This is a genomic window from Sphingosinicella soli, assembly GCF_014199685.1.
Lineage (GTDB): Bacteria > Pseudomonadota > Alphaproteobacteria > Sphingomonadales > Sphingomonadaceae > Sphingosinicella > Sphingosinicella soli.
Genome location: NZ_JACHNZ010000025.1, coordinates 1 through 24,737 on the forward strand (window position 1 = coordinate 1; position 24,737 = coordinate 24,737).

A 24,737-nucleotide genomic window follows, 5' to 3' on the forward strand; every position below is an offset into this window, starting at 1 on the left:
TCTGCTCTTCCGTAAACCTCAGTCGCTTCATCGTCCGTCCTTCCATCAGGGCCGGACTCTAATCACGCGTGGAGGAAAATCAGGGGGTCACGTCATGTCGCCTTCGCTCTATGTCCTCTAAGGCCAACTTGTGGTGTCAAAATCAGGATGCTGGAAGGAGATAATTCCTGCCAGATGAGCCGCTGCTCGTGGCTCATCTGTTGGGTGTTCCGGCAAACTTGCCAACGCTTCAAAATCAGCGATGCGCTCAGGTGACGCAAGTTGCTCGCTGAGATGAACTGAGCGCGGTTTGTCAATCGCGCCAAGCGTGAAACTGATATTTCCCTCACCGTACTCGAAGGTAAGGGGCGTGCCACAATCCCTGCAAAACCCACGACGTACCTTGTTGGAGCTCTGGAAATAACTGGGCTGGCCTCGGGTCCAGGTTACTGCATCGAATGGCGCTCCGACGTAAGGTCCGAATAGCCCGCCGGTTGCTTTCTGGCACATCCGACAATGGCAGATGGAGGCCTCTCCTAGTTCGCCCTCGATCCGGAAGCGCACCGCTCCACACTGGCATCCTCCGGTACTGGTCATCATGGCTTGGAGCGTTTCATATTCGCCGGACATCCGCAATGATTCGAAAGCTGAAAGGCAGCTGTGAAGCAGATCGACGGTTCTTCGCGGCACCGTGCGCGGGTTGGTGCAGGCGCCGTGCTCGACCTCGCGACCCGCAAGATCGTCGGTTGGGCTATGCGGGATCCTATGCGCGTCGAGATGCCGAAGGCAAATCGCCCGTGAAATCTACCACCATCTCTGCGCCGACAGAAAATTTACCATGACCGGGCACGAAAGACCGACTAGGGGCATCAACACACCGATAGAGAGCGTCTAAATGGGGAAGTCATTCAGCCTCTATATTCGTGAATCCCGTGTGTTTTCGTTCGCCTCCGTCCTGGATCGGAAAGACCTGATCGCTCCCCGGAATGGGCGGTGCCGGCAGATTCTTTTCTGCGTAGCGCGCGTGATTCAGCATGTCGCCGGTGCTGGGCAACACCGGCGGGCGGGCAAGCGATTCATCGAAACGGAAGGCCGCAGTCATGTCACCGAAAGTCTTCCGGCGCCAGTCGGAGATGTTCGGCTCGTGCACGCCTGTCACACGTTCAAGAAAACGGAGCACCGAGGTGTGCTCAAACGGCTGGCTGCAGACCCAGCCGCCGGCCGTCCAGGGCGAGACGATGATGCAGGGGACGCGGAAGCCCGCGCCGATCGGCAGGCCGTCGATGAATTCGCCGGGGGTGCCGTCCGGTGGAACGGGCGGTGGCACATGGTCGAACAGGCCGTCATTCTCATCGTAGTTCAGGATGAAGACGGTTTTCGCCCAGACATCGGGGTTGGCCGCGAGTGCGTCCAGCTTTCCGGCGATGAATTCCGCGCCCGCCGCCGGACTGCCATTGGCCGGGTGCTCGCAAGCCTCCTGACTGGCGTGCAGCCATGTCACCGTCGGCAGCCGGTCGTGAAGGGCCTCATATTCGAACTCACCGTCCGACGCCACCGGCATGCCTTTCACGCGCAGCGGTGATCCCGGCGGAGCGTCCATGAACTGACGGAACATCCGCAGTATATTGAGACCCAAACCCGGACCGGCATTCCGGTGTACCTTCCAGCTTACACCCGCCTCCTCCAGACGTTCGGGGTATGTCTTCCAAGTCAGACCTTCCGGCGGAAACTGGTTTCGCGCAAAGTCGAAGCGGCCATCCCCGTTCGCCGTTCCCGTCAGCCAGTGAAAACGGTTCGGCCGCGTTGGGCCGAGTACGGAACAATGATAGGCATCGCAGATCGTGAACGCCTCAGCCAGCGCCCGGTGGAAGGTGATGTCCTCACGTTTGAAATAGCCCATCGTGTAAGGGCCGTGCGCGCCGTCCGCCTTGCGATGTGCGGGGAGCCACTGATCCATTTGCCCACCGTTCCAAGCCTGGTGTTGAACCGCCCAGGCGTGGCTGGTGGAAGGCAACGACTGCGCACTCGTGGAAAAGCTGTCGAGATGGAAAGGGAGTGTGTAGCCCCTCGGGTTCTCGGCATCCGGCTGGTGGAAGACATTCTGGCCATTGGGCAACACCAGCGCATTCGGATCGCCGAAGCCGCGCACACCGGCCATCGTACCGAAATAATGATCGAACGAGCGGTTTTCCTGCATCAGCAGAACGACATGTTTTATGTCCTTCAGCGACCCCTTGCGGCGCGAGGTCTGCGCCATCAGCTTCCGCACATTGGGCGGCATCAGGGAGAGCGCCGCGGAAAGCGAGGCCGTTTGTGCAGCGCCTTTCAGGATGCGCCTGCGGGTGAATGTTGGGCTGTGCGACACGGCGCTCTCCTACGCTTATTGGCACTATGCGTTTGGTGGGGCAGATGAATTTTACTGCCCGCTCATCTTGAAACGCTTGTGGAAATCTTCGAGCGGGACAGTGAATTCGTCGCGCTTCAAAAAGTCTTGGTCGGAAAGTTCAGCATGGCCTTCCCGCGCCTTGTACCATGTGCCGTACTCGGGAATTTCGCCTGCAAACTTTCCATAATGCGTGGAATAGGTGCGGACTTCGATGCTTGGTTTGTCCGTATCGAGACGAAAATTCAGCAGCCTTAACCAGCCATCGCCGATAGCGCGCTCGGCACCCGCATCCTTGGCCGTTTGTCCCCTTGCCTGATAGTCAGCCATGATCTGCCAGACCGTATTGCCGAACCGATTGGTATCGGCTCCCAGTCCTTGTCCGCTGACATGCCCGCTCAAGACGAGGAAGATCTGGTCATGCTGGCTTAGGAATTCGTTCCATATCATTTCGGGACTGTTATCGAGCGAATCCAGAGCACTGTTGTTGGGGTTGGAGGCACCATGCCGGCGACCGTCCCGGCCGAGATAATCGTGGGTCGTGACGATCGTCGGCAGGCCGGGGTAACGGCCTATCATCTCCGCTGCCCACGCCAGCGAGGCGTCCGGTGCATGATACTGTAGGCCGATGTGCAGGAAGCGGCATTGACCGGCGGTGAAAATCTGGGCGCTGTCGGCGCCGCCATCATGCGCGCCGACGTACCAGGGCTTGCCGTCGAAAAATCCGGAGCGGTCGGAAAACGCGGATTGAAACCCCGTGAGGCCGCCGACATGCCGCACGCCTGCCTGCTTCAGTTCCGGTCGTGGAGGGTGGGCCGGATCGGTCCACAGCGCATCCAGGTCATGATTGCCCGGGACTACCGAAAATGGCATCTTGCCCATCAGAAGCTTGAAGCCGTTCACCGCAGCGGGAATCTCGAAAGCTCTTGTGTGGACCTTGGGAGAGATGGCGACTTCCGAACCGCCGATGTTGGGCATCCCTTTGAAACCACGCGCGGCATGATGCGGGTCCATCCACTCCGAATAATGCTGCCAGATGTCTCCGACGTGCGTGGCGAACACGATATCGCCGCCGCTGCTGCGCGACTGCTGGGAAATCCACAACATCTGCGCGTAAAGCTGCTCCGTCGCATCGAAAGCGAAGCCCGACCAGACTTGGTTCCTGTAATCGACGTAATTCTGCGTGTCCGGGATCATCGCAACAGTGAAGGCGCCGCAATCGCCGTCCCGGTAGCTCGCGGCCAACGCTGCCGAAGGCAATACCGTCACGGCAAAAGCGGTCAACATTGCAAGGCTGCCGTTCAGAATACACCGACGCGTCTTCATTGCATTTTCCTTCTCTTCGATTGAGCGGCGGCGGATCGCCGGGAGAGCTTGAGGGAGGGGTTTCCCCTTCCCGATACCCGTCAGAACTTGGCGTTGGCGCCCACGAAAAAGTATCGCCCGATCGTGTCAAAGATACCGCCGGAACCGGTGTAGGTGTCCGGCACCTGCGGCGGCTTCACGTTGAACACGTTGTTGACGCCGAACGTGAATCGATAGTTTTCATTGACCGCGTATCCGAGCGACACGTCGTTGTTGATCCACGAAGGAACCCTGTTGGTATCGAAGGCCTCATCCGAGGTCGCATTGGTGACATGAAGCGACGCCCCGCGGATTTGCGTATTCCAGGCAATGTTGAAGCCGTTGATCGCATAGCTGGCGAAAACATTGCCCCGGAAACGTGGATCGAGATATCCCGTCACCTGTTTCAGGATGCTGGCCTCGATGCCGGGCACGGCCTCGGTTTCCTTATCAAGAAGATATGTGCCCTTGAAGCCGATGCTGAACAGGCCCTCGCCGATATCCCGCCGATAATTGACACCGAAGTCGAGACCCCGCGCCGTCATGTTCGACGCGTTGATCTGCTGCGTTCTCATCGTTGCGATCGCGCGAACCGGGTCGCTCTGATCGCGTGTCATCGCATCGCAGAAGATGTTGTCGATCGTGGGCAGATCGACGCAATAGGCCGCGATCTGGTTTCCGGTGAATTGAGTGATAACGCTCTCGATGTCGATGTCCCAGTAGTCGGCCGTGATGTCGAGGCCCGGAATGAACCGCGGCTGCAGGATGACGCCGAGCGTGAGGCTGTTCGACGTTTCCGGCATCAGGTCGGGGTTGCCGCCTGTGGTGAGCTGAGACGTCAGCTGACTGGCAAGGCCGGGTGTGGTGATGCCGAGCGCACGACAATTGGCCTCCCGCGTGGCGCTAACATAGATGTTCTGCGCCTCGCACGGGTCGTCGAGGTTCGATACGCCTGTGTTGACCGGCTCATAGAGTTCGCCGAAATTGGGCACGCGCACGCTGCGTGAACGCACGCCGCGAAAGGTGACGCCGTCGACCGGCGACCAGATGAGACCCGCTTTCCAGGCATCCGTGTTGCCGAACGTGTTGTAGTCCGAGTAACGATAGGCGCCCTCGACTTCGAGGCGGCGGGCAAACGGCAAGCCCTGCAGCACAGGGACAACCAGTTCGCCGTAAAATTCGGATACCTCGAGCGCCGCGTCGATTTCGGCATGCTGCGTGACGCCGCCGCTATGCGCGAGTTCGCCGGGAACAGCGAGCGGATCTTCCCGTGTGTTCAGCGTCTCCTCGCGCCTTTCCGCGCCGATCGCGACCGAAACATCGCCGTAAGGAAGACGGAACGCCCGGCCGACGATGCTGCCGCCAAAGATCGTCTGCGTGTTCACCCACTTCTCGCGGCGCGTGGCGAACAGCCAGTCGCGCTGCGCGTCCGTCGGCGCAGCATTGCCGAAAACATTGTAGGGAACGCAGCCTGCGGCACGTGCCTCGGGATCACGGCACACGGGATCGCCGGTTACCGGGTCGGCGACAACATCACGCGCCGAAATCCAGCGATTGGCCCGGAGCGTGCCGGGGTTGGAGACGTTGTTGGACGTTCGCCCATACTGGAAGAAGCCGTTCCATTCGAGGTCGCCGGTCAGTCGACCGCCGATCTCGTTCGAAATTGTGTAGGCATTACGCTTCTGCACGTCCCGCCGGATGCCCATTTCCGGATAGATGCGTGCCAGGCGAAGCGATGTCAGGTCGTTGTCGGTCATGAACTGCCGAATGGGATCGGGCAGAAAGGGGTTGTCGAGAAAGGCCGTGGCGCCGCCGGCCCCGTTCAGCCACGTGTTGCGGCTGTCCTCGCGGATATAGGTCTTCGTTCCGTTATACAGCGTATGACCATAATCGACGCGCGCGGAGTACCGGATCGCGTCGGTCAGTTGATAGTCGAAATTGCCGATCACGGAGAACTGCTCCAGCGGGGAAACAAGCTGCTCCCCGGAATTGAGCGGCAGCGTGCCTTCGACGAAATACTCGCCTGTTCCGGCTGTATATTCTCCCGGCGTCGAGACCCGGTTGATGTTCTGAACCTTTACCGCGTCGTTGAGGTAGACGTAATTGATGTTGTCATGAACGAAGGTCGGGTTCACGTTCAGACGCGTTGCAGCCCAGTTGGTGTAGATGATGGTATCGGGAATTCCGTCAGCCAGCCCGGTGTTGGCGGGATTGGACTGATAAACGAGATGGCGGTGTGCATAATCGCGATCATTGACGTGGACGCCGTTGCTTTTGACGTAGGTGCCGCCGATGCTGACGGAACCGCGCCCCCCGGCGAGCTTCGAGCCCGCGACGAGAGACAGGGACTGAGTGGCGCCATCGCCCTTCTGGGAAATGCCCGACGTGCCGGAGAGTTCGATGCCTTCGATATCCCGTTTGGTGATGATGTTCACCGCGCCCGTGACGGCGTCCGCACCATAGATTGCGGCGGCACCGCCCGTAATCACCTCGATCCGGTCGATCATGCCGACAGGAATCATGTTGAGGTCGACCGCCGAACTCCGCGCGGAGCCGGATACGCGACGTTTGCCGTCAAGAAGGGTGAGCGTGCGATTGACGCCCATGTTGCGCAGATTGATGGATGCCGTGCCGCCATCGAAATTTTGCGAGCCCGCATTGCCGCGTCCGACGCCTGGCGAAATTGAAGGTTCGCGGATCAGTGCCGCCCACGCGGTGACAAGACCGAGTTGCCGGGACTGCTCCATGTTGATGACGCTGACCGGCATCGGGTTCTCGAGTTCCGGCCGCGCGATGCGTGACCCGGTGACGACAATAGCGCTATCCTCCTCGATTACGGGCAACGGCGCGTTCGCGCCAAGAATCGCCACTTTTCCATCAAAGGAACGAACTGTCAGGCGGGTGCCGGACAGAAGCTGGTCGAGCGCGACTCTGACATCGAGGCTTCCCCGCACGGCGTTTGTCCGATTTTCCTCCGCGTCGCGGCCGGCAAGCGTGATCTGGATTCCAGCCTGCCGAGCGAATTCGCGAATGCCGCTCGAAGCAGGCTGTGCGGCAATGTTGAAGTTGCGGACCTGCGCTTGCGCTGCACTGGATGCACAAATAGTCACCGCCACAGCCGCAAATGATGCGGCTGATCGCAAGAAAGAAGAATGCATTTGAATTGGCCCTTTTGTGTTTTGCCGTCTGATCTAAAGACGTGTCAAAATCAGTTTTGGGTCTTCGAGGGAGGTGTTAATGTTTGTGTTCAGTTTGATTTCGAATTTATTACAATTCCTTCCCGACCATGTTCTACGCTTCCTCCTGCCACGGCGGCGACGGCATGCGCAAACTGTTCGGGATCATTGGCCTTGTACAGGCCGATAATCGTCATGTCTTCGATGGCGGGATCGGTGATCACGATCTTCGTGCTGTTGACGCGATTGAATCGGGCAACGGCCGACTTGATCGACACGTTGTCGAGCGAAATCTGCGCCAGTTCCGGCGGAGGAAGTTGCGGGGACGCAGACGCTGTCGGCACGTCGCTCGGCTTTTTCGGCCCGGGATCGAGCGTCACCATGCCGCCTGCTTGAAGCAGAACGGCCTGATCGCGCTCGTCGCGAGGCCAGACCAGTACGCTGCCTTCCGTGACCTTGATCGTGCCGCCCGTGGGCCCCATGCGGCGGACGGAATACGTGGTTCCGGTTGCCTGTGCATAGACATCGCCTGAACGCACCACGAAGGGGCGCGCCTTGTCCTTCGCAACCTGGAAGGTTGCTTCACCGGCGAGCAGTGTAACCCTACGATGGTCAGCCGAAAGCGCGACTTCGATGTTTGCATCCGCGCTGAGTGTTGCGACCGATCCATCGTTCAGTTTCACGACTTCCCTCGCCGGCGCGTGCGCCGATCGTTGGGCGGACAGAAGCGCCGGTCCGCCGACGCTCACGATCGCAACCAGGCAGGCCGCCAAAGCGGCGACCCCAGGAGCGATTTTTCGGTTCCGCGCAAAAACGGAGCGCCGCCGCGAAACCAACCCCGGTCCTTCAGCCCAACTCTCATGGGAGGCGCCCGCAACGGCATCGTCTGTCGCACGCATCCATGCCCGCGCGCGCGCAAACGCTCCCCGATGGCGGGTATCTGCCGCCAGCCAGGCTTCCAGTCTTGCCTCGTCCTCGGCGGTCATCTCGCCATACGCCAGCTCGACGGCCCAGCGAACGGCTTCCTCGTTGATGCCGTTAGTGACGCCGTTGCTTGCCAATGACTTCCGCCTCCCTTTCGACATTATCCGGTTCGCCGTTCTCCACGCGCTCATCCTGCTCCGCCATGATCTTCAGGATACGGTGCATACCGCGCTCGACGTACTTCTTCAGCGCGTCCTCGCTGACCTGCAGGCGTTCAGCGGTTTCCCGCCTCGAAAGGCCTTCGACACGCCGCAGCTCGATCGCGCGGCGATGCGTTTCGGACAATTCGGCAAGCAATCGGTTCACACGTTCGAGTTCCTGTTTCGCCTCCAATGCCCGATCCGCAAGAGGGCCACTATCTACGACGTTCGACAAGTCGATTTGGGTCATGGATGTGAAGTTTACGATGCCGGCCCTGCGCATCAGGTCTGTCGCGACCGTGTGAACAGTGCGGAAAAAATAGGATCGCGGGCATTCGATATGATCGACCGAAGCCAAGCTCGCCAGGCGGCAATAGGCTTCCTGAATGACGTCCTCTATATCGAGAACGTGATACCAACGGCGCGAAAGCCAGTTGCGCACGTCCCGTTCATGAGGAACGATTTCCCGAGCGAGCCAAGCCGAAATGGTGTCGTTCTCATCATTCATCCAACGCCGCCGTTCGCACTTCAGTGGATCATTGCTAACCGAATCATGGCGACCATATCGCTCGCCATCTGAAACAGGGGATGCGTGACAGGCTCATGACATCAGGTGCGATCGTCGCAGCGGCCAGGCGAAAACGCCCGTTGGGAGTTTGCGGATTTCAAACGACAGTTACCCAAGGGCCTCTTGTCAAAGGTGTCCGCCAAATCGAGCGATCATCAGTTACGCTGGTGTCGCGACTGGGCGCGGTCGGAACGCAGAGTTTAATCATCATCTCGCACGACCAGCGGGAGAGCACCCGGGCGAAGAGCCAGGGTCACCGGCTCGCCATTCGCCGGGGGTTTTCCCGGCAGCTGGAAGGTGAAATACTGATCTGCGGCAAAGGCTTCGACGATGTAATAACGACCCGCGAAGCGTATCGCCGACACGGTCGCAGCAACGCCTGTCGAGCTGGCAACAATCGCATCAGGCCGAACTGCGATCTTTGCGGCGCCATCGGCAATGCCAGCGGCTTGCACCGCGCCCAGCACAGTATCGGCAATCCCGTTCGTCACGACGGCATCAATCACCGCGATGTCGCCGAGCAGGCGCGCCGCCGCGATCGACACGGGCCGATGGTAGCAATCCTCGGGTCGGCCGGTCTGAAGGATCCGGCTTTCGGCCATCAGGATGAGATTGTCGGCGATCATCATCGCTTCTTCGGGGTCATGGGTGACGATCAATACGCTCGTGCCCGCCGCGCGCAGATCCGCGAGGAGCGCATCGCGCACCGCGCCGCGCAGATGACCGTCGAGACCGGAAAAGGGCTCGTCGAGCAGCAGCAGCGACGGTTCGCGCGCCAGTGCGCGCGCGATTGCCACGCGCTGCTGCTCGCCGCCCGACAGCATATGCGGCCAGGCGTCGGCCAGATGCGCGATGTGGAAGCGGTCGAGCAGCACTGCGACGCGCGCACGGCGGACGTCGGCGGCCATGCCGGTGAGGCCGAAGCCGATGTTGGCACGGACGTCGAGGTGCGGGAACAGCGCATTGTCCTGAAACACCAGTCCGACGCCGCGATGTTCGGGCGCCGCAGTCAGTCCTGGTGCGGCGACGGCCTGCCCGCGGATCCGGATCTCGCCGTCATCGACAGGCTCCAGCCCCGCGATCAGGCGCAGCAAGGTGCTTTTTCCGCAGCCCGAGGGGCCGAGCAGGCAGGTTATCCCGCCAGGCGGCAAGGCAAAGGACGCGCCATCGACTGCGGTGCGGCCCGGATAGGCACGCACGACATCGCGCAGTTCGAGAACAGGATCGTCAGCCACGGTAAGGTGCCTAGTCGCCGGGACGCGCGGTCGCAATGCGGCGTGTCAGCCAGAGGACGGCGGGAAGCGACAGCGCGACGATCAGCAGCGACGGCAGCCCTGCCTGTCCCAGCCGTTCGTCGAGCGCATAATTGTTCGCGATCACCGCGAGCGTGTCGAAATTGAACGGGCGCAGGATCAGCGTCGCGGGCAGTTCTTTCAGCACATCGATGAAGATGATCAGCAGCGCGGTCAGCAGCGCGCCGCGCGCGACCGGCAGGTCGACTGCAAACGCCGCGCCGGTCTCGCCGCGTCCCAGCGTGCGCGCGGCGTGGCGCATCGACGGGGTGACGCGCGCCAGCCCCGCGTCGATCGGCTCAAGCGCCGCCGCCATCAGCCGCGCCGCATAGGCGAGGACCAGAAGCACGATCGCGACCGCCGTTCCCGACCCCGGCGCGAGGTTCCAGATCAGCCCGGCGGGTGCGAGCAGGCCGATCGCCATCACCGCGCCGGGGGTGGCATAGCCGAGGCTGGCGATCCTTGCTGCGATCGGCAAGCGCCGCGTCCCGAGCGCCAGCATCGTCGCGAGCGCGACGGTGACGAAGGCTCCGGCGACGCCGAGCAGCAGGCTGTTGCGCGTCGCCAAAGCCAGCCGCGCCCAGTCGGGCGTCGTCTGCGCGAGGTTCCAGATCAGCCAGCCGACGGGGAGCAGCAAACCAGCGGTCAGCAACGACAGGCAAAAGCCGAAGGCGAGCCAGCGCCACACCCCGGCGAGCGGCTGCACATCGATGGTCCGCCAGCGCGCCTTGCCCGTTTCGTGCGTCGCGCCCCTGCGGCTGGCGCGCTCGATCCACAGCAGCAGCGCCGCCGCAGCCAGCAAAGGCAGCGCGAACCGCGCCGCGCTGACCGTCGAGCCATAGACCGACCAGGCGCGCACGACGCCGGTGGTCAGCGTCTGGACGCTGAGGAACTGGACCGCGCCATAGTCGGCGAGCGTTTCCATCACCGCGAGCGCAACGCCTGCGGCAAGCGCCGGGCGCGCCATCGGCAGCGCGACGCGCCACATCGCCCGCCCGCCGCCGCAGCCGAGCATCCGCGCCGCCTCCAGCACATTCACCGACTGGTTGAGAAAGGCGGCGCGCATGGCGAGATAGACATAGGGATAAAAGGCCGCCGACAGGATGAACGCCGCGCCGCCGATGCTGCGCATTTCGAACGGCAGGTCGTGTCCTGTCGTGTCGCGCAGCCAGATGCGCAGTGATCCCGCAACATCGAACAGGTCGGCATAGCCATAGGCCAGCGCAAAGGCCGGGGTCGCCAGCGGCAGCGCCAGCGCCCAGGCGAAGACGCCGCGGCCGGGAAAACGGTGCATCACCACCAGCCATGCCGCGATCGTCCCCGCCACCGCCGTGAGGCCGCCGACGAGCAGCGCCAGCCACGCGGAGGTCAGCGCATAGCGCGCAATGTCGCGGCCCGCGATGTCGGCGGTGTCGGTCCCGAACGCCGCGAGCAGCACGCCGATCAGCGGCAAAGCCACCGCCAGCCCCGCCAGCGCGGCGAGACTGGCGAGCGGTGACGGGACAGAGCGGCGAAGGGCTGCGGCGGTTGTCAGCGCCAGCCCGCCGCGCTCATCAGCGACTGCGCCGCCGGCTGCCGCGCCGCAAAGGCGGCGACGCTCATCGGATTCGCGGTAAAGTTCGCATAGGCATCGACGGGCGGCGGGGCCGGGACGTCGGGCGAGGCCGGATACTCGTTATTGTTCGCCGAAATATGCGTCTGCGAATCTGCCGAGGCGAAAAATTCGAGCAGCTTGACGGCATTGGCCTGGTTCGGGGCGTTCTTTGCAACACCGCCGCCCGAGATATTCACATGCGCGCCCTTGCCGTCCAGGTTCGGGAAGCCGAGCTTGACCTTGTCGGTCACGGCGCGATCGTCGGCATCGTCGCCGGTCGCCATGCGGATATAATAATAGCTGTTGGTGATCGCGACCTCGCACACCCCCGCCGCAACGGCGCGGATCTGGTCGCGATCCCCGCCTTCGGGCGGCCGCGCCATGTTGGCGACGATGCCGTTGACCCATTCGCCCGCCCGGTCGGGGCCCCACGCCTCGATCAGCGCGCCGACGAGCGAGAGGTTGTAAACGCTGTCCGACGACCGGACGCAGATCTTGCCCTTGAAGCGCGGCCCCGCGAGCTTGGCATAATCGTCGATTTCCTCAGGCTTCACCGTGGCCGCGTCATAGGCGACGACGCGCGCGCGGCGCATGAAGCCGTACCAGTTGCCGCCGGGTTCGCGCAGGTTCGCCGGGATGCGCGTCGTCAGCGTTTCGGAAACCGTCGGCTGAAACAGCCCAGCCTGCTGCGCGCGCCACAGTGCGCCCGCATCGGCGGTGATGAACAGGTCGGCGGGGCTGTTCGCGCCCTCGCTCTTCATCCGCGCGACCAGCTCGTCGGGTCGGCCCTCGATGCGGTTGATCTTGATGCCGGTTTCCTGGGTAAACCGGTCATAGAGCGCCTGGTCGCTGTCGTAATGGCGCGCGGTGTACAAGTTGACTTCCTGGGTGTGCGCAGCCTTTTCGCCGCCTGAACAGCCGCTCAGCGCCATGGCGGCGCCTGTCGCTAAAATCAATAAATTCCGCACGATCGACCTTTCTCAGGGGAATGGGCATTCGGCCTATCATTATTGAGAACCACTCGCAATACATCTCTTGCCGATGCGCCGTGTTTCCGTCTGTTTGCAACCGGCGCATTGCAAATGATAGTGATTGTCATTAGTTGGCACATCGAATCAAATCGAATGGAAAAGATGGCCGGGCCGATGTCGACCAGAATGAGTGTGAGCTGCTGCGCGTTGCTGATCGCGGGATTGTCGGGCCCCTCGGCGATGGCTGAAACCGCCGCCGAAGGTGACGCCGGATCGGGGCAGGTCATCGACAGCATCGTGGTGACGGCGTCAAAGGCGGACACGCTCGACATCGGCGGCTCGGTACAGCGGCTCGACACCGCCGACCTCGAACGCTTTTCCTACGCCGACATCAACCGCGTGCTGCGTCAGATTCCGGGCGTCTACCTTCAGGAAGAGGAAGGCTTCGGCCTGCGCCCCAATATCGGCATCCGCGGATCGGGCACCGACCGCAACGGCCGGATCACGGTGATGGAAGACGGGGTGCTGATTGCCCCCGCGCCCTATTCGGCGCCCGCGGCCTATTATTTCCCGCGCACCGCGCGAATCGCCGCGATCGAGGTGGCCAAGGGACCGGCCGCGATCAAATATGGCCCGATGACGGTCGGCGGCGCGCTGAACCTGTTTTCGACGCCGATCCCCGACGTTGCGGCTGGAACGCTGGCGGGCAAGGCCGAATTGCTGCTGGGCAACCACGACGGCCGGCGGGCGCACGGCTGGGCCGGTGGCTGGGCGCCGCTGGGCGGCGGGATCGAGATCGGCGCGCTTGCTGAAGGATTGTATGAGCATTCGAGCGGATTCAAGAGGCTCGACATCGGCGGCGATACCGGTTTCGAGATCACCGACTGGACGGTGAAACTGGGTCTGCGCAGCACCGACGGGCGGCACGCGCTCGAATTCAAATATCAGAACTACGACGAAACGAGCAACGAAACCTATCTGGGGCTGACGCTCGCCGACTTCGCCGCGTCGCCGAACCGCCGTTATAACGGCAGCCAGGTCGACGTGATGGACGTCGCACACACGACCTATCAGCTCAGCCACCGGTTCGACATCGCGCCAAACATCAATCTGACGACGGTCGCCTATCGCACCGATACGGCGCGCTCCTGGTACAAGCTCAACGATGTCCGCAACAGCGCGGACACCGGTTGGGTGGCGATCGGCAGCGTTCTCGACAACCCCGGTGCCAACCCGCTGCAAATGGCCGACCTGATCGGCGCCGACGGCTTCACCGGGCGCGCGGGCGCGCTGCGCGTGCGCAACAACAACCGGATCTATCAGTCGACGGGGGTGCAGAGCGTGCTCACCGCGCGGTTCGGCACCGGCGGCATCGCCCACACGCTCGAACTTTCGGCCCGCTATCACGAGGATGAAGAGGATCGTTTGCAGCAGGACGATCGTTACCAGATGATCGATGGCCGCATGGTCCTGACGACGCCGGGCGCGCCCGGCAGCCAGGACAATCGCATCGGCGACGCCAAGGCCTGGGCCTTTTTCATCCGCGACACGATCGAAGCGGGCGACGTCACCATCGTTCCCGGCCTGCGTTACGAAACGATTGACCTTCGGCAAACGCGCTGGGCCTTGACCGATCCCGATCGGACAGGCGCGACCACCGTGGCCAAATCGAACGTCGACGTCTTCATTCCCGGGATTTCCGCAACCTGGCGTGCGGCCGAAAATGTGCGGATCGTTGCAGGTGCGCATCGTGGCTTTGCGAGCCCCGGTCCGGGATCGACAATCGATCCTGAAACGTCGTGGAACTACGAGGCCGGGGTCAAGCTGGGCAATGACACCTGGCGAACCGAAGTCATCGGCTTTTTCAATGATTATACGAATCTGGTGGGCACCTGCACCGCCTCGACCGGGGGCAATTGCAACATCGGCGACCAGTTTGCGGGCGGGGAGGTGGACGTCAAGGGCGTCGAAATCACCGCCGGCAGGACGTTCGGGCGCATCGACGACGACGGGTTCGAGTTCCCGGTGTCGCTCGCCTACACCTTCACCGATGCCCAGTTCAAAACCAGTTTCGCGAGCGGTTACGAGCCGTGGGGGACGGTGACCGCGGGCGACCGGCTGCCCTATCTGCCGCGCCATCAGATGACGGTGAACGCCGGGCTGGCGCTCAACGCGGCCCGGTTGAACGCAACGCTGAACTGGGTCGGTAAGGCACGCGCCACCGCCGGCCGCGGCGCGATCGTACCCGCCGACCGGATCGATGACCGGGTTGTGATCGACCTGTCGGCCGAGGTCGACCTGCTGCGCAACCTCTCGTTGTTCGGTTCCGTCCAGAACCTGTTCGACGTGACCTACAACGCCGCTTTCTCTCCGGCGGGCGCCCGCCCCGGCGCGCCGCGACTGGCGCTCGGCGGCATCCGCGCGCGCTTTTGACGCCGTGTAAGGGGCACTGCACCGATCGTTTCCGCAAACAGGCACAGGGAGAGGGCATATCGCCCCCTCCCTGTCCTTGCGCCGGTTCGCGCAAGTGAGGCGAGCTATTTTCTGCACCTGAAGTGCGAGCCCGCCGCACGCAGGGGAGGACTGGTTTGCTGTTGGTATGATGTCACCAAGCCAAGTCCGGCGAGGGTCCGTCAGCCGCAGCCGTGATGGTCCCTCGATTTGGTGGGCGCCTTGGATAGGCTGCTTGGAAGACAGCTCTCCGCGACAATGGAGAGTGCCGCATCACCTCATGTAGCGTCAAAGCTGTATGTTTAATTTGTCATTTTGCGAAATTCGTGAGGCGAAGTCCCAAACTCCTGTTTAAATCGACGGCTGAAGTGTGCGGAGTTCTGGAATCCCCACGAGAAGGCGATATCCGTTATCGTGCGGTTGCCCATCACCGGATTGGAAAGTTCCCGCCGACAACGCTGCAAGCGCTGCGAAATGATATACTGCGACGCGGTGATGCCCTCGGATTCGAATAGCCAGTGGAGGTAGCGCACCGATATCTTCGCCAAAGCAGCCACCTTGTGGGGCGTCAGCTCGCCGTCGGAAAGATGTTCGCTGATAATCCCGCGAATCCGCATCATCTGCGCGGCTTTAAGCGACTGATCCTCGCTGCCTCCGCGCAGCGGGTCCAGCGCATCGACAAGAAGGCCCATGGTCGCTTCGATCAGGGCATCTCCATTCGCATTTTCACGATTGAACATGTGATCGGGCATGTTGCGCATGAACGTGGATAGAAGCTGGCCGGACATCGAGCCCTTGGCGATTTTCTTGTCGATCGTGTACCAGGATGTCGGCAGCCAGTTCTTGAACCGCGAAAGCGGCATGATGATCGAGAGTTTGTGAAGCGATTCCTGCACCGCAAAACTCATCGGGCGCGTGTTGTCCCAGATCATCAGATCGCCTTCGGACAGCGAAACTTGCTCGCCGCCGATATCCATAGTCTCTCGTCCGCTGATGACGAGCTGGACGCCGATAATCTCCCGCGTGTCCTGCGCCATCTGCGCGGCGCGGCGTGATGCGCGAAACGGTTCGCAGCGGCAATTGACCAGCGTGAAATCGTCGAAGGAGCGCGTCGAGACCGAGGCCTGATAGGCGGCATCGCCGGGCTTCTCGATCGACCAATCCAGATAGATCGCATTCAGCTGCTGCCGCCACGCCTCGAAGCGCTCGGACGCGGCATAGCCCTCTGTCGACCACGCATTGCCGGTGTATTCGTACATTCCACCTCCCCAAAAGCGCGCCCGTGTCATTACGCAGGGATTATGCGGAAGCCGGGCATCTGCCTCTGTATCAGCCGTACGCCATGCCCGTTCTGAAGCTTTCAGGGCCGTGTCGGACGGTCAGCGGCAGCATGCCTCAGGCGGCACTGCTTGGCAATGCATCAAACCGCGGCGCCTTTTTGCGGTATTTTTCAGGGCGCGGGCTGCGCGCAAAGACATCCTACCTTGCATTGTCAGCGTAGCGGATTGGACCACGCACTCTACATTTCAATCGTGAAAATAGAGCGGGGAGCCCGATGGCGGCCATTGTTCAGGCCTTGATTGATGTTCTCGGGGAACAGGGCGTCGTGCACGGCGAGGATGTCCGCGCGCGGGCGGAAGGCTGGGCGTCGGCGGAAAGCTGCAAGGCGCTTGCCGTGGTGCGGCCATCCTCGACGCATGAGGTTTCGACCGTTCTTGCACTCTGCCATCGCAACAAGGTCGAGGTCGTCCCTTATGGCGGGGGAACCGGGCTTGTTCGCGGCGCGATCGCTGCCCCGGGTCAGATACTGCTTTCGCTCGATCGCATGCAGAAGATCGAATCGCTCAGCGCTGTGGACCGCACGGCTGTTGTGGAGGCGGGCGTCACGCTGCACGCGCTTCAGCAGGCTGCGGATAGCGCGGACCTGTTCTTTCCGCTCGATCTCGGCGCACGCGGCAGCGCCACCATCGGCGGCAACATCGCGACAAATGCGGGCGGAAACCGTGTCGTACGCTTCGGCATGATGCGCGAGATGGTGCTCGGCCTCGAAGCGGTTCTTCCCGACGGAAGCGTGCTGTCGTCGATGAATCGGATGATAAAGAACAATTCGGGCTATGATCTGAAACAGCTTCTGATCGGCTCGGAAGGCACCCTCGGCGTTGTGACGCGCGCCGTGCTGCGGCTGCGCGAAAAATGCCCCGACAAAAGCGTCGCGCTGATTTCCGTTCGCACGTTCTCCGACGTGATCCATGCGTTCCGGCACCTCGACCGGTGGCTGGGGGGCTCGCTCAGCGCATTCGAAGTCATGTGGCGCGAATTCTACGATACGGTGACAGGCGCGCGCGCGGGGCGGCCGCCGCTTCCCGCCGGGGCGCCTTATTATATCCTCGTCGAATCCGTGGGCGGCGGGACGGCGCCGGAGCAGAGTTTCGAAACCGTGCTTGCCGCGCTCGCGTCCGAAGGCCGTATCGTTGATGCGGTCATCGCGGCGTCGCAGGCGCAGTGCGACACGATCTGGGGCATCCGCGACGATGTCGAAGCCCTGATGTCCCACGGGCCCGTTTTCATGTTCGACGTCAGCCTGCCGATTTCCAGAATGGAGGCTTATGTCGGCGAAATCCGAAGCAAGCTCGACGCCCGCTGGCCCGACAACGCCTGCATCGTTTGGGGCCATATCGGCGATTGCAACCTTCATGTCTGGATTTTCGTTCAAAGCGACAGCGTGGCCGTCCATGCCGCCGTCAGCGAAATCGTCTACGCACCGCTTGCGGAATACGACGGATCGATTTCCGCCGAGCACGGCATCGGCGAGGAAAAGCGCGATTATCTCGGATACACGCGCAGCGCGGTGGAAATCGATATGATGCGCCGTCTCAAAACAGTGTTTGATCCCGACAACATCATGAATCCGGGAAAAATTCTGCCGCGCGGAGCCGGCGCTGCGTAGTTCGCGTTCAATTCACAAAAACAAACATGGGGAGGAAATCATGACGACACGACCGAAATCGAAAGGCCGCGACATTGCCATGCGGATCGGTGCGAGCACTGCGGTGATTGCCGGTGCGCTCTCAGCGCCGGCAACCGCGCAGCCTGTCGATGCGGCCGAGGGTAGCGTTGTCGAACATGCCGCAGACATCATCGTGACGGCGCGCAAGCGCGAGGAATCGCTCCTCGAAATTCCCGAATCGATCGTCGCGCTTTCGCAGGACACGATCGAGCGCGCCAACATAAAGACGCTCGACGACATCGGCTTCGCCGTTCCCAATCTCAGTCTTTCCGTGCGCACGGACGGCGTGCCGAACGCGGCCATTCGCGGTGTCGGTTCATTCGGAAACACGCAGGGCGTCGGCTTCTACCTCGACGATATTCAGCTGTTCTCCGACGCATCCGCGCGCTTCGGCGACGTGGAACGGATCGAAATCCTGAAGGGCCCTCAGGGGACATTATATGGCGGCAGCAACATCGGCGGCGCGGTGCGCTTCGTGGCGGTACGCCCCAGCAGCGCGGAATTTTCCGGGCGCATCAAAGGTGTCGCCGGGGAGCAGGACATCCGCGATCTCGAAGCCACGCTCAACATTCCGCTTTCGCCGGATTGGGCGGTGCGGCTGTTCGGCTACACGGTATCGGACAACGGCTATCTGAACAATTCCAATCCGCCGCGCGTGAACGGCGGGCGGGGCACAAGCAGCCGCCATCTCGGCCGAAGCGAGGAGACCGGCGTGCGGGTGGCGATCGCCGGAGCGCTGGCGCCGGGGCTCGATCTCTATGCCTCGGTACGCTGGAACGATCTCGATGCCCCGAACAACCCCTGGGGTCTCGAACCGGACAATGATTTCGAATACCCGAATGCCCGCAACTTCTCGTTCAATCCGCGTCTTTACCGGGAGACCGTCGCCGGCACGCTGGAGCTGAATTACGATATGGGCGGCGCGGCGCTCACGTCGCTGACATCCTATACCGACACGTCGCTCGAAGAGAACATGGATCTCGACATTTCGCCCGAGTATGTCGTCGATCTGCATCGCCCCAAGGATTACAAGATCTTCACGCAGGAACTGCGGCTTACATCGCAGGGCAGCGGCCCCTTCGAATGGCTCGCGGGGCTCTATCACCTCCACTACAAGGAAGACACGGACGCGACGCTGTTCCTCTACGACAGCGGCGACGTACTGGGCGGCGGCGGCATTCCGACACCGGAGCAGGAGCAGAGCTTCCTCGGCATTCCGTTCGAGGACCGGCTGCGCGATCGCAAGCAATATGCCGCGTTTGCAACCGCCAGCTACAGGTTTGGTGCGCTGGAGGTCGGCGGCGGCGTTCGGGTGGATCACTGGAAGGTTTACACGATCAACCGCGACAGTGGTTTCGACGGAACGCAGTCCAAAACCGAATTCCTGCCGCGGCTGTCGCTCGCTTATTATCTCAACGACGAGGATGCGAACATCTACGCAACCGCCTCGCGCGGGTTCGAGCCGGGAGGCTTCAACCTCACCAATTTCGGCGGGGTCAACGAGCTGTTCGGATACGGCGCCGAAAAGACCACCAACTACGAGCTTGGCTTCAAGGGCCAGTTCTTCGACAGGAAGGTCTTGTTCACCACCGCCGTGTTCCTGATCGAATACACCGATCGCCAGTTCGAGCTGCAAACCACAGACCCCGACGGGAACATCGTGGAGGGCATCCTGAACGCAGGCGATTCCCGGCAATATGGCGCGGAGTTCGATCTCAACTGGTTTGCGACCGAGCATCTCACGGCCGCGCTCAGCGGCGGCATCGTGAAGGCCGAATGGAAGAACGGAACCGTTCTCGACAACGGCACCGACATCAGCGGCCTTCGCCCGCCCTACATGAAGACCAGCAGCCTCGTCGGCAGCCTGAGCTACGATCAGCCGGTTTCCGACGACTGGAACATCCAGGCGCGCGTTCAGGTCAGCTACAACGGAAAGTTCCAGATCGATCTTCCCAACAACTACCAGAACCCGTCGCACACGCTCGTCAACATGCGCCTGGGCGTCGCCAGCGAGAAGATCGACGTCGCGCTGAACGTGGAGAACCTCCTCAACAAGAAGCACTACACCGACGCCACGCTGTTCCCGAACTTCAACCCCTTCATTCCGCAGCCCAGCATCGTGATCGGAACGCTCGGCCAGCCGCGTCTCATCACGGGCAGCGTTTCGGTGAAATTCTGAAATCGACCACGATCCGAAAAAGGAGATTGACCATGCCTCTACCTCAGGAAATCACGCCGCTGAACGATCAGCTCGCCGATACGGTGGTTGCGACCGGCAACATGGAATGGCTGGAAACAGTTCCCGGCGCCGCGTGGATCAAAGTGCTCTGGACGGGCGCTGAAAGCGGCGGATGGGCGGCAATCTTCCGCTGGAAAAAGGGCTATGTGGCAGGGCCGCACAAGCACCTCAGCGCTGCGCACGTGCTGGTCCTGAAAGGCAAGCTCCAGGTGCGCGACGGCGTTCTCAATACCGGTGACTATGTCTACGAGCCCAACGGCATGCTGCACGGCGCAACCACGGCGCTGGAAGATACGGAGTATCTGTTCGTCTGCAACGGCCCGCTCATCTTCCACGACGACAACAGTTTCACATCCTATCTCGGGTGGGAAGAACTCGAAAAAATGCGGACCGGCGCGCTCAGCGGTGCTGCGATCAGCGCGGGCGCGAAAGTGCTTGCCTGAAACGGAGATGGTAACGAAGAACGGGGGCCGCACCTGATGTGCGGCTCCCGTTCAAATCTCATTTGCCTGCTCTGGGCGCCGTCAGATCCGCCGACGTCTGTGCGGCGAGAATTTCGATCCAGTAGCCGTCGGGATCCTTGATGAAGGCCAGGCCCTTCATGCTGCCGTCGTTCGGCCGCTTGACGAATTCGACGCCCATCTCCTCGAAGCGCGCGCAGGCCGCGTCGACGTCGGGCACGGTGATGCCGATGTGCCCGAAGCCGCGCGGATCGGCATTGCCGCTGTGATAGCCCGCAAACGCCGCATCGCTTTCCGTGCCCCAGTTGTGGGTCAATTCGAGCATGGCCGGCCGGTTGAAGACATAGGCGGCCCGCGCGTTGGGGTCGGCGGGCACCGGCCCGTCTGCGGCACGCAGATAGCCCAGAAAGTAGAGCGAGAAGCTCATTTCGGGAAAATCGAAGCGTTTCACCAGCGTCATGCCCAGAACATCCGTGTAGAAGCGGACGGCCCTTGCCGGGTCTTTCACGCGCAGCATCGTCTGGCTGAGAATGAAGTCCCCCGTCGAAGGGTCGGGTGTTGTCGCCAGTTCAGTGAGGACGGCGTCGTCCGCCTGCGTCATTCTGCGCTCTCCATGATGGTCCCATAGCCCGGCCCGCGTCCTGCCGCGAGCGTCGAATTCATGGGCTTATGCAGCGATACCGGTCTGCTGGAGCCAGACGTCCTGAAGCTCCTTCCATCCCGTCACAGCAACGGTCGAGCCGTCCTCGTGGATCCAGTGCAGCGGGCCGACGAAGCTCATGTAGAATTCGCTGTCGATCGGGAAATAGGTATGGTCGTGGCGCGCGCTTGAAGGTTCATAGCCGTAGCCGAGTTCATACGCCGTTTCGCCCCCGTTCTCGATGCCGCCGCGCACTTCCATCTTGCCTTTGGTGAGCAGATATTCGCCCGGCCCGATATGGATGTGCGCCGAAAAATGCGAACCCGCAGGGCATTTGAAATAGGCGGTCCACGATCCAAGCTCGGGAGACACATGCAGCAGTTTCCAGCAGATGCCGCCGTGCGCGAACGGTTCCGGCATGGGCTGCCACGCAATCTTGTCCACCTGAACGAACTCGCCGTCGACGGGCGGCTTCGTGAAATAGGTCGTCTCCGGCAGACTGTTCGCACGGCTTGTATCAGCGCTGCTTACCATAACGCTTTCCCTATCTGTGATGAAACGCCCGACGATATGCCGAAACGGCGAACCCGCCTTTTCCCAGCATGCAAACTGCACATGCCCAAGATGCACACGCTCGGGATGCACGTCATAAATACAGCGTCGAGAAGGCTCGATCGGAACAGGCTCTGGCCCGTTCGCACAAGCACCCGCCTGCCTGTTTTCGTATGACGTCGCCATGGACGGAGGAAAGACCACTTGCGCAATCCGGGTTGCGCGGTGATCTCGATGATGCGCTGGGGAGCTGACGAGACGATGAAGGCAACGCTGATACGCTGGCATCGATGGGCGGGGCTTGCCGCCGCGCTGTTCTGGTTCATCCAGGCGCTCACCGGCGTGCTGATCGTCTTCCACTGGGAAATCCGCGACGCGCTGATCCCCGGCCCGCACCATCCAACCGACCTCGTCGCCATCGAGCGGACCGTGGACCGCCTCGCCCCGCCGGGTTCGGGCATCCAGCTGGGCTCGATCTGGACGGGTGCGGGCGCGCCCGACCGGTACGACCTCGACCTCAAGAGCGATGCGCCGGGCGCCGGCCGCAGCGTGCGGATCGACGGCGCCGGCAGCATCCTGCAGGACGGCAATGACCCGGCTGGCACAGGCTGGATCCGCACGCTCGTCCTCATCCACCACAACCTGCTGGCGGGGGATACGGGAAGCTGGATCGTCGGGATCAGCGGCATTCTGCTTCTCACCAACATCCTCTCCGGTCTTGTCATTGCCTGGCCGAAGCGCGGCCAGTGGGCGCGGGCGCTGCGCCCTCCGCGGGCGGGGCCCGCCGCGGCGCGCCGCTATGGCTGGCACCGGGCGCTCGGTCTGCTCGTCGGCATCCCGGCGCTTGCCAGCGTCTGCGCGGGCGTGCTGCTGACTTTCGCGGGCGGCGTGGACAGTGTCGTGAAGCCCGCGCCGATCGAAGCGCCTGCCGATGCACCAGCGGGGCAGGCGCGTGTCGGGCTCGCCGCAGCGGCGGGAACCGTGCTTGCCGCTTATCCGGGATCGACGCTCGCCGCCGTCTATCCGCCCTCGGGGGATCGTCCGGCATGGCAGATCCGCGTGACGCAGCCCGCTGAATCGCGCCGCGCCTACGGTGCCACGCGCGTGTTCGTCAGCGCGGTCGACGGCAGCATCCTCGCACGCTTCGATGCACTGGATGCCGCGCCGTCCCGCGCCTTCGTGGACGGGCTGTTCCCGTTCCACACCGGCGAGATGGGCGGTCTTGCAGGGCGCATCGCGGTTCTGGCGATCGGCGTCGGGCTGATGACGATGACGGTGGTGGGCGTCCTGCTGTGGATGGCTCGGCGCCGTCCGAAGGCGCGTGCCTGAGCGTGCGCGCGGCCCGCGAGGAATGAGGCCCGGCCCGATCGCGTGGGCGCCCGGAAAGCCCCCGCGATAAGCTGGCGTATCTTTTTGGGGGGACTGAAGCCATGGCGCGCGCGCCGATCCGTTACCTGATCCGCAAGCCGCTCGCCGACGTGCGCGGCGATATGGACCGCCACGGTTTGCACCGGGTGCTGGGCCCCGTGCATCTCGTGCTGATCGGCATCGGCTGCATCATCGGCGCGGGCGTCTACGTGATGACCGGCACGGCGGCGGCAAACTACGCGGGCCCGGCCGTGATGCTGTCGTTCGTGATCGCCGGGCTGGCCTGCGCGTTCACGGGGCTCTGCTATGCCGAGCTTGCATCGACTCTGCCGGTTTCGGGCGCATCGTACAGCTATGCCTACGCGGCGCTGGGCGAGGCCTTCGCCTGGGGGCTCGGCTGGATGCTGATGCTGGAACTCGGGCTCGCCGGCTCGGCGCTCGCGGTCGGTGTCTCGGGCTATCTCGCCAGCCTGCTCGGCGATTTCGGCGTGCACATTCCCGCTGTCATTTCCACGCCCTTCATCCGCCCCGAAGCGGGCGAGGCGGGCATGCGTTTCGTCACCGGGGGCGGCATCAATCTGGTGGCGACCGCCGCGCTGCTGTTCTTCGCGTTCATCCTCGTGCGCGGCGTTTCGCAGTCGGCGACGATCAACGCGGTGATGGTGACGGTGAAGGTTGGCGTGCTGATCGCCTTCATCATCTTCGGCCTGCCGCATGTCGATCCCGCCAACTGGCGGCCGTTCGTGCCGGAGAACGAGGGCGGCTTCACCTACGGCTGGCAGGGCGTGCTGCGCGGCGCCTCCATCCTGTTCTTCGCGTACCTCGGCTTCGAGGCGGTGGCGACCGCCGCGCTGGAGGCGAAGACACCGCAGCGCGACATCCCCATCGGCATCCTCGGGGCGCTCGCCATCGCAACGGTCGTCTACATGGCGGTCGCGGCGGTCCTCACCGGTCTCGTCTCCTACAAGACATTGAACGTGCCCGATCCGGTCGCGGTGGCGGTCGCGGCGATCGGCATGCCGGTGCTCAGCGTGGTCATCAAGGCGGGCGCCCTCACCGGGCTGTGTTCGGTGCTGATGGTGAACACCTATGCGCACTCCCGCGTGTGCTACGCGATGTCGACGGACGGGCTTTTGCCGCCGCTGTTCAGCCGCATCCACACGCGTTTCCGCACGCCGCATCAGGGCACATGGTTCGTCGCGGGGGTGGCGGGTGTCGCCGCCGCGTTCCTGCCGATCTCGATCCTCGGCGATCTCGTCAGCCTCGGCACCGGCCTCGTGTTCATCACCGTGGCGATCAGCGTGATCTGGCTGCGCACGACGCAGCCCGAACTGCCGCGCCCGTTCCGCGTGCCGCTCGGCGGTCTGCGTATCGGCGGCATCTGGTTCGGCGTCGTCCCGGTGCTCGCGCTCCTGTTCTGCTTGCTGATGATCGGCCCGGTCGTGCTCGACATCATCCACAAGGCGATGATCGGCGAATGGGTGCCCGCGGGCATTCTCGGCGTCTACCTCTGCTTCGGCATCGCCTTCTACCTGCTCTACGGCGTCCGCCATTCGCGCCTTCGCCGTTCGCTTTCGGAAGCCTGAAC

General features: G+C 62.7%; 18 protein-coding genes. 6 read left to right on the top strand and 12 right to left on the bottom strand.

Annotation, left to right across the window (positions count from 1 at the left end):
* Positions 1 to 117 precede the first annotated feature (117 nt).
* From GGQ98_RS11300 to GGQ98_RS11340, 9 genes are all read right to left on the bottom strand, one after another.
* On the bottom strand, positions 118 to 609 hold the full coding sequence (locus GGQ98_RS11300) for a GFA family protein (RefSeq protein WP_243451835.1): 492 nt from the start codon (positions 607 to 609) through the stop codon (positions 118 to 120).
* 274 nt (positions 610 to 883) lie between these two features.
* Complete coding sequence (locus GGQ98_RS11305) at positions 884 to 2,236, bottom strand: alkaline phosphatase family protein (RefSeq protein ID WP_207791367.1); 1,353 nt, start codon at positions 2,234 to 2,236, stop codon at positions 884 to 886.
* 159 nt (positions 2,237 to 2,395) lie between these two features.
* Complete coding sequence (locus GGQ98_RS11310) at positions 2,396 to 3,688, bottom strand: metallophosphoesterase family protein (RefSeq protein ID WP_184069541.1); 1,293 nt, start codon at positions 3,686 to 3,688, stop codon at positions 2,396 to 2,398.
* Positions 3,689 to 3,768: 80 nt separating this feature from the next.
* The gene (locus GGQ98_RS11315) at positions 3,769 to 6,576 is read right to left on the bottom strand and encodes a TonB-dependent receptor domain-containing protein (protein ID WP_184069543.1); all 2,808 of its coding nucleotides are present in this window, start codon (positions 6,574 to 6,576) and stop codon (positions 3,769 to 3,771) included.
* 377 nt (positions 6,577 to 6,953) lie between these two features.
* Positions 6,954 to 7,943, bottom strand: coding sequence for a FecR family protein (locus GGQ98_RS11320; RefSeq protein ID WP_184069545.1), 990 nt, complete (start codon positions 7,941 to 7,943; stop codon positions 6,954 to 6,956).
* A complete protein-coding gene (locus GGQ98_RS11325; protein WP_184069547.1) occupies positions 7,921 to 8,514 on the bottom strand; it encodes an RNA polymerase sigma factor in 594 nt (197 codons plus the stop codon). Before GGQ98_RS11325 ends, GGQ98_RS11320 begins: the two co-directional genes overlap by 23 nt.
* A gap of 260 nt (positions 8,515 to 8,774) precedes the next feature.
* Positions 8,775 to 9,809, bottom strand: coding sequence for an ATP-binding cassette domain-containing protein (locus GGQ98_RS11330; protein WP_184069549.1), 1,035 nt, complete (start codon positions 9,807 to 9,809; stop codon positions 8,775 to 8,777).
* Positions 9,810 to 9,819: 10 nt separating this feature from the next.
* Complete coding sequence (locus GGQ98_RS11335; protein ID WP_184069551.1) at positions 9,820 to 11,325, bottom strand: ABC transporter permease subunit; 1,506 nt, start codon at positions 11,323 to 11,325, stop codon at positions 9,820 to 9,822.
* A 71-nt stretch (positions 11,326 to 11,396) separates the two neighbouring features.
* Positions 11,397 to 12,335 (bottom strand): extracellular solute-binding protein, encoded by a 939-nt coding sequence (locus GGQ98_RS11340; RefSeq protein ID WP_207791368.1) that lies wholly within the window; start codon positions 12,333 to 12,335, stop codon positions 11,397 to 11,399.
* A 270-nt stretch (positions 12,336 to 12,605) separates the two neighbouring features.
* On the opposite strand from GGQ98_RS11340, the gene GGQ98_RS11345 reads away from it, so the two are divergent.
* On the top strand, positions 12,606 to 14,864 hold the full coding sequence (locus GGQ98_RS11345) for a TonB-dependent receptor family protein (RefSeq protein WP_184069555.1): 2,259 nt from the start codon (positions 12,606 to 12,608) through the stop codon (positions 14,862 to 14,864).
* Between the two features lie 320 nt (positions 14,865 to 15,184).
* On the opposite strand, the gene GGQ98_RS11350 is transcribed toward GGQ98_RS11345, so the two are convergent.
* On the bottom strand, positions 15,185 to 16,141 hold the full coding sequence (locus tag GGQ98_RS11350; protein ID WP_184069557.1) for a helix-turn-helix domain-containing protein: 957 nt from the start codon (positions 16,139 to 16,141) through the stop codon (positions 15,185 to 15,187).
* Between the two features lie 296 nt (positions 16,142 to 16,437).
* Here GGQ98_RS11350 and GGQ98_RS11355 point away from each other — a divergent pair, with 296 nt between their 5' ends.
* Genes GGQ98_RS11355 through GGQ98_RS11365 form a run of 3 tightly spaced genes read left to right on the top strand, consistent with a single transcriptional unit; the run spans position 16,438 to position 20,571 of the window.
* Positions 16,438 to 17,829, top strand: a complete 1,392-nt coding sequence (locus GGQ98_RS11355) for an FAD-binding oxidoreductase (protein ID WP_184069559.1) — start codon at positions 16,438 to 16,440, stop codon at positions 17,827 to 17,829.
* A gap of 40 nt (positions 17,830 to 17,869) precedes the next feature.
* A complete protein-coding gene (locus tag GGQ98_RS11360) occupies positions 17,870 to 20,068 on the top strand; it encodes a TonB-dependent receptor (protein WP_184069562.1) in 2,199 nt (732 codons plus the stop codon).
* Between the two features lie 32 nt (positions 20,069 to 20,100).
* Entirely contained in the window at positions 20,101 to 20,571 is a 471-nt protein-coding gene (locus GGQ98_RS11365) for a cupin domain-containing protein (RefSeq protein ID WP_184069564.1), read from the top strand.
* A gap of 58 nt (positions 20,572 to 20,629) precedes the next feature.
* Here GGQ98_RS11365 and gloA read toward each other — a convergent pair whose 3' ends face one another.
* Together gloA and GGQ98_RS11375 are read right to left on the bottom strand one after the other, a co-directional pair.
* Entirely contained in the window at positions 20,630 to 21,190 is a 561-nt protein-coding gene (gene gloA, locus GGQ98_RS11370; protein ID WP_184069566.1) for a lactoylglutathione lyase, read from the bottom strand.
* 66 nt (positions 21,191 to 21,256) lie between these two features.
* Positions 21,257 to 21,763 carry a cupin domain-containing protein gene (locus GGQ98_RS11375; RefSeq protein ID WP_184069568.1) on the bottom strand — a complete coding sequence of 169 codons (507 nt, stop codon included), beginning with the start codon at positions 21,761 to 21,763 and terminating at the stop codon, positions 21,257 to 21,259.
* 222 nt (positions 21,764 to 21,985) lie between these two features.
* Here GGQ98_RS11375 and GGQ98_RS11380 point away from each other — a divergent pair, with 222 nt between their 5' ends.
* A complete protein-coding gene (locus tag GGQ98_RS11380) occupies positions 21,986 to 23,110 on the top strand; it encodes a PepSY-associated TM helix domain-containing protein (protein WP_184069570.1) in 1,125 nt (374 codons plus the stop codon).
* A gap of 101 nt (positions 23,111 to 23,211) precedes the next feature.
* Entirely contained in the window at positions 23,212 to 24,735 is a 1,524-nt protein-coding gene (locus GGQ98_RS11385; protein WP_207791369.1) for an APC family permease, read from the top strand.
* Positions 24,736 to 24,737 lie beyond the last annotated feature (2 nt).

What these genes read in the sequence shown, in the direction of transcription:
- GGQ98_RS11300 (WP_243451835.1), bottom strand. Translation starts at nt 609, where the DNA reads ATGTCCGGCGAATATGAAACGCTCCAAGCCATGATGACCAGTACCGGA.
- GGQ98_RS11305 (WP_207791367.1), bottom strand. Translation starts at nt 2,236, where the DNA reads ATGGCGCAGACCTCGCGCCGCAAGGGGTCGCTGAAGGACATAAAACAT.
- GGQ98_RS11310 (WP_184069541.1), bottom strand. Translation starts at nt 3,688, where the DNA reads ATGAAGACGCGTCGGTGTATTCTGAACGGCAGCCTTGCAATGTTGACC.
- GGQ98_RS11325 (WP_184069547.1), bottom strand. Translation starts at nt 8,514, where the DNA reads ATGAATGATGAGAACGACACCATTTCGGCTTGGCTCGCTCGGGAAATC.
- GGQ98_RS11345 (WP_184069555.1), top strand. Translation starts at nt 12,606, where the DNA reads ATGTCGACCAGAATGAGTGTGAGCTGCTGCGCGTTGCTGATCGCGGGA.
- GGQ98_RS11350 (WP_184069557.1), bottom strand. Translation starts at nt 16,141, where the DNA reads ATGTACGAATACACCGGCAATGCGTGGTCGACAGAGGGCTATGCCGCG.
- GGQ98_RS11355 (WP_184069559.1), top strand. Translation starts at nt 16,438, where the DNA reads ATGGCGGCCATTGTTCAGGCCTTGATTGATGTTCTCGGGGAACAGGGC.
- GGQ98_RS11360 (WP_184069562.1), top strand. Translation starts at nt 17,870, where the DNA reads ATGACGACACGACCGAAATCGAAAGGCCGCGACATTGCCATGCGGATC.
- GGQ98_RS11365 (WP_184069564.1), top strand. Translation starts at nt 20,101, where the DNA reads ATGCCTCTACCTCAGGAAATCACGCCGCTGAACGATCAGCTCGCCGAT.
- gloA (WP_184069566.1), bottom strand. Translation starts at nt 21,190, where the DNA reads ATGACGCAGGCGGACGACGCCGTCCTCACTGAACTGGCGACAACACCC.
- GGQ98_RS11375 (WP_184069568.1), bottom strand. Translation starts at nt 21,763, where the DNA reads ATGGTAAGCAGCGCTGATACAAGCCGTGCGAACAGTCTGCCGGAGACG.
- GGQ98_RS11385 (WP_207791369.1), top strand. Translation starts at nt 23,212, where the DNA reads ATGGCGCGCGCGCCGATCCGTTACCTGATCCGCAAGCCGCTCGCCGAC.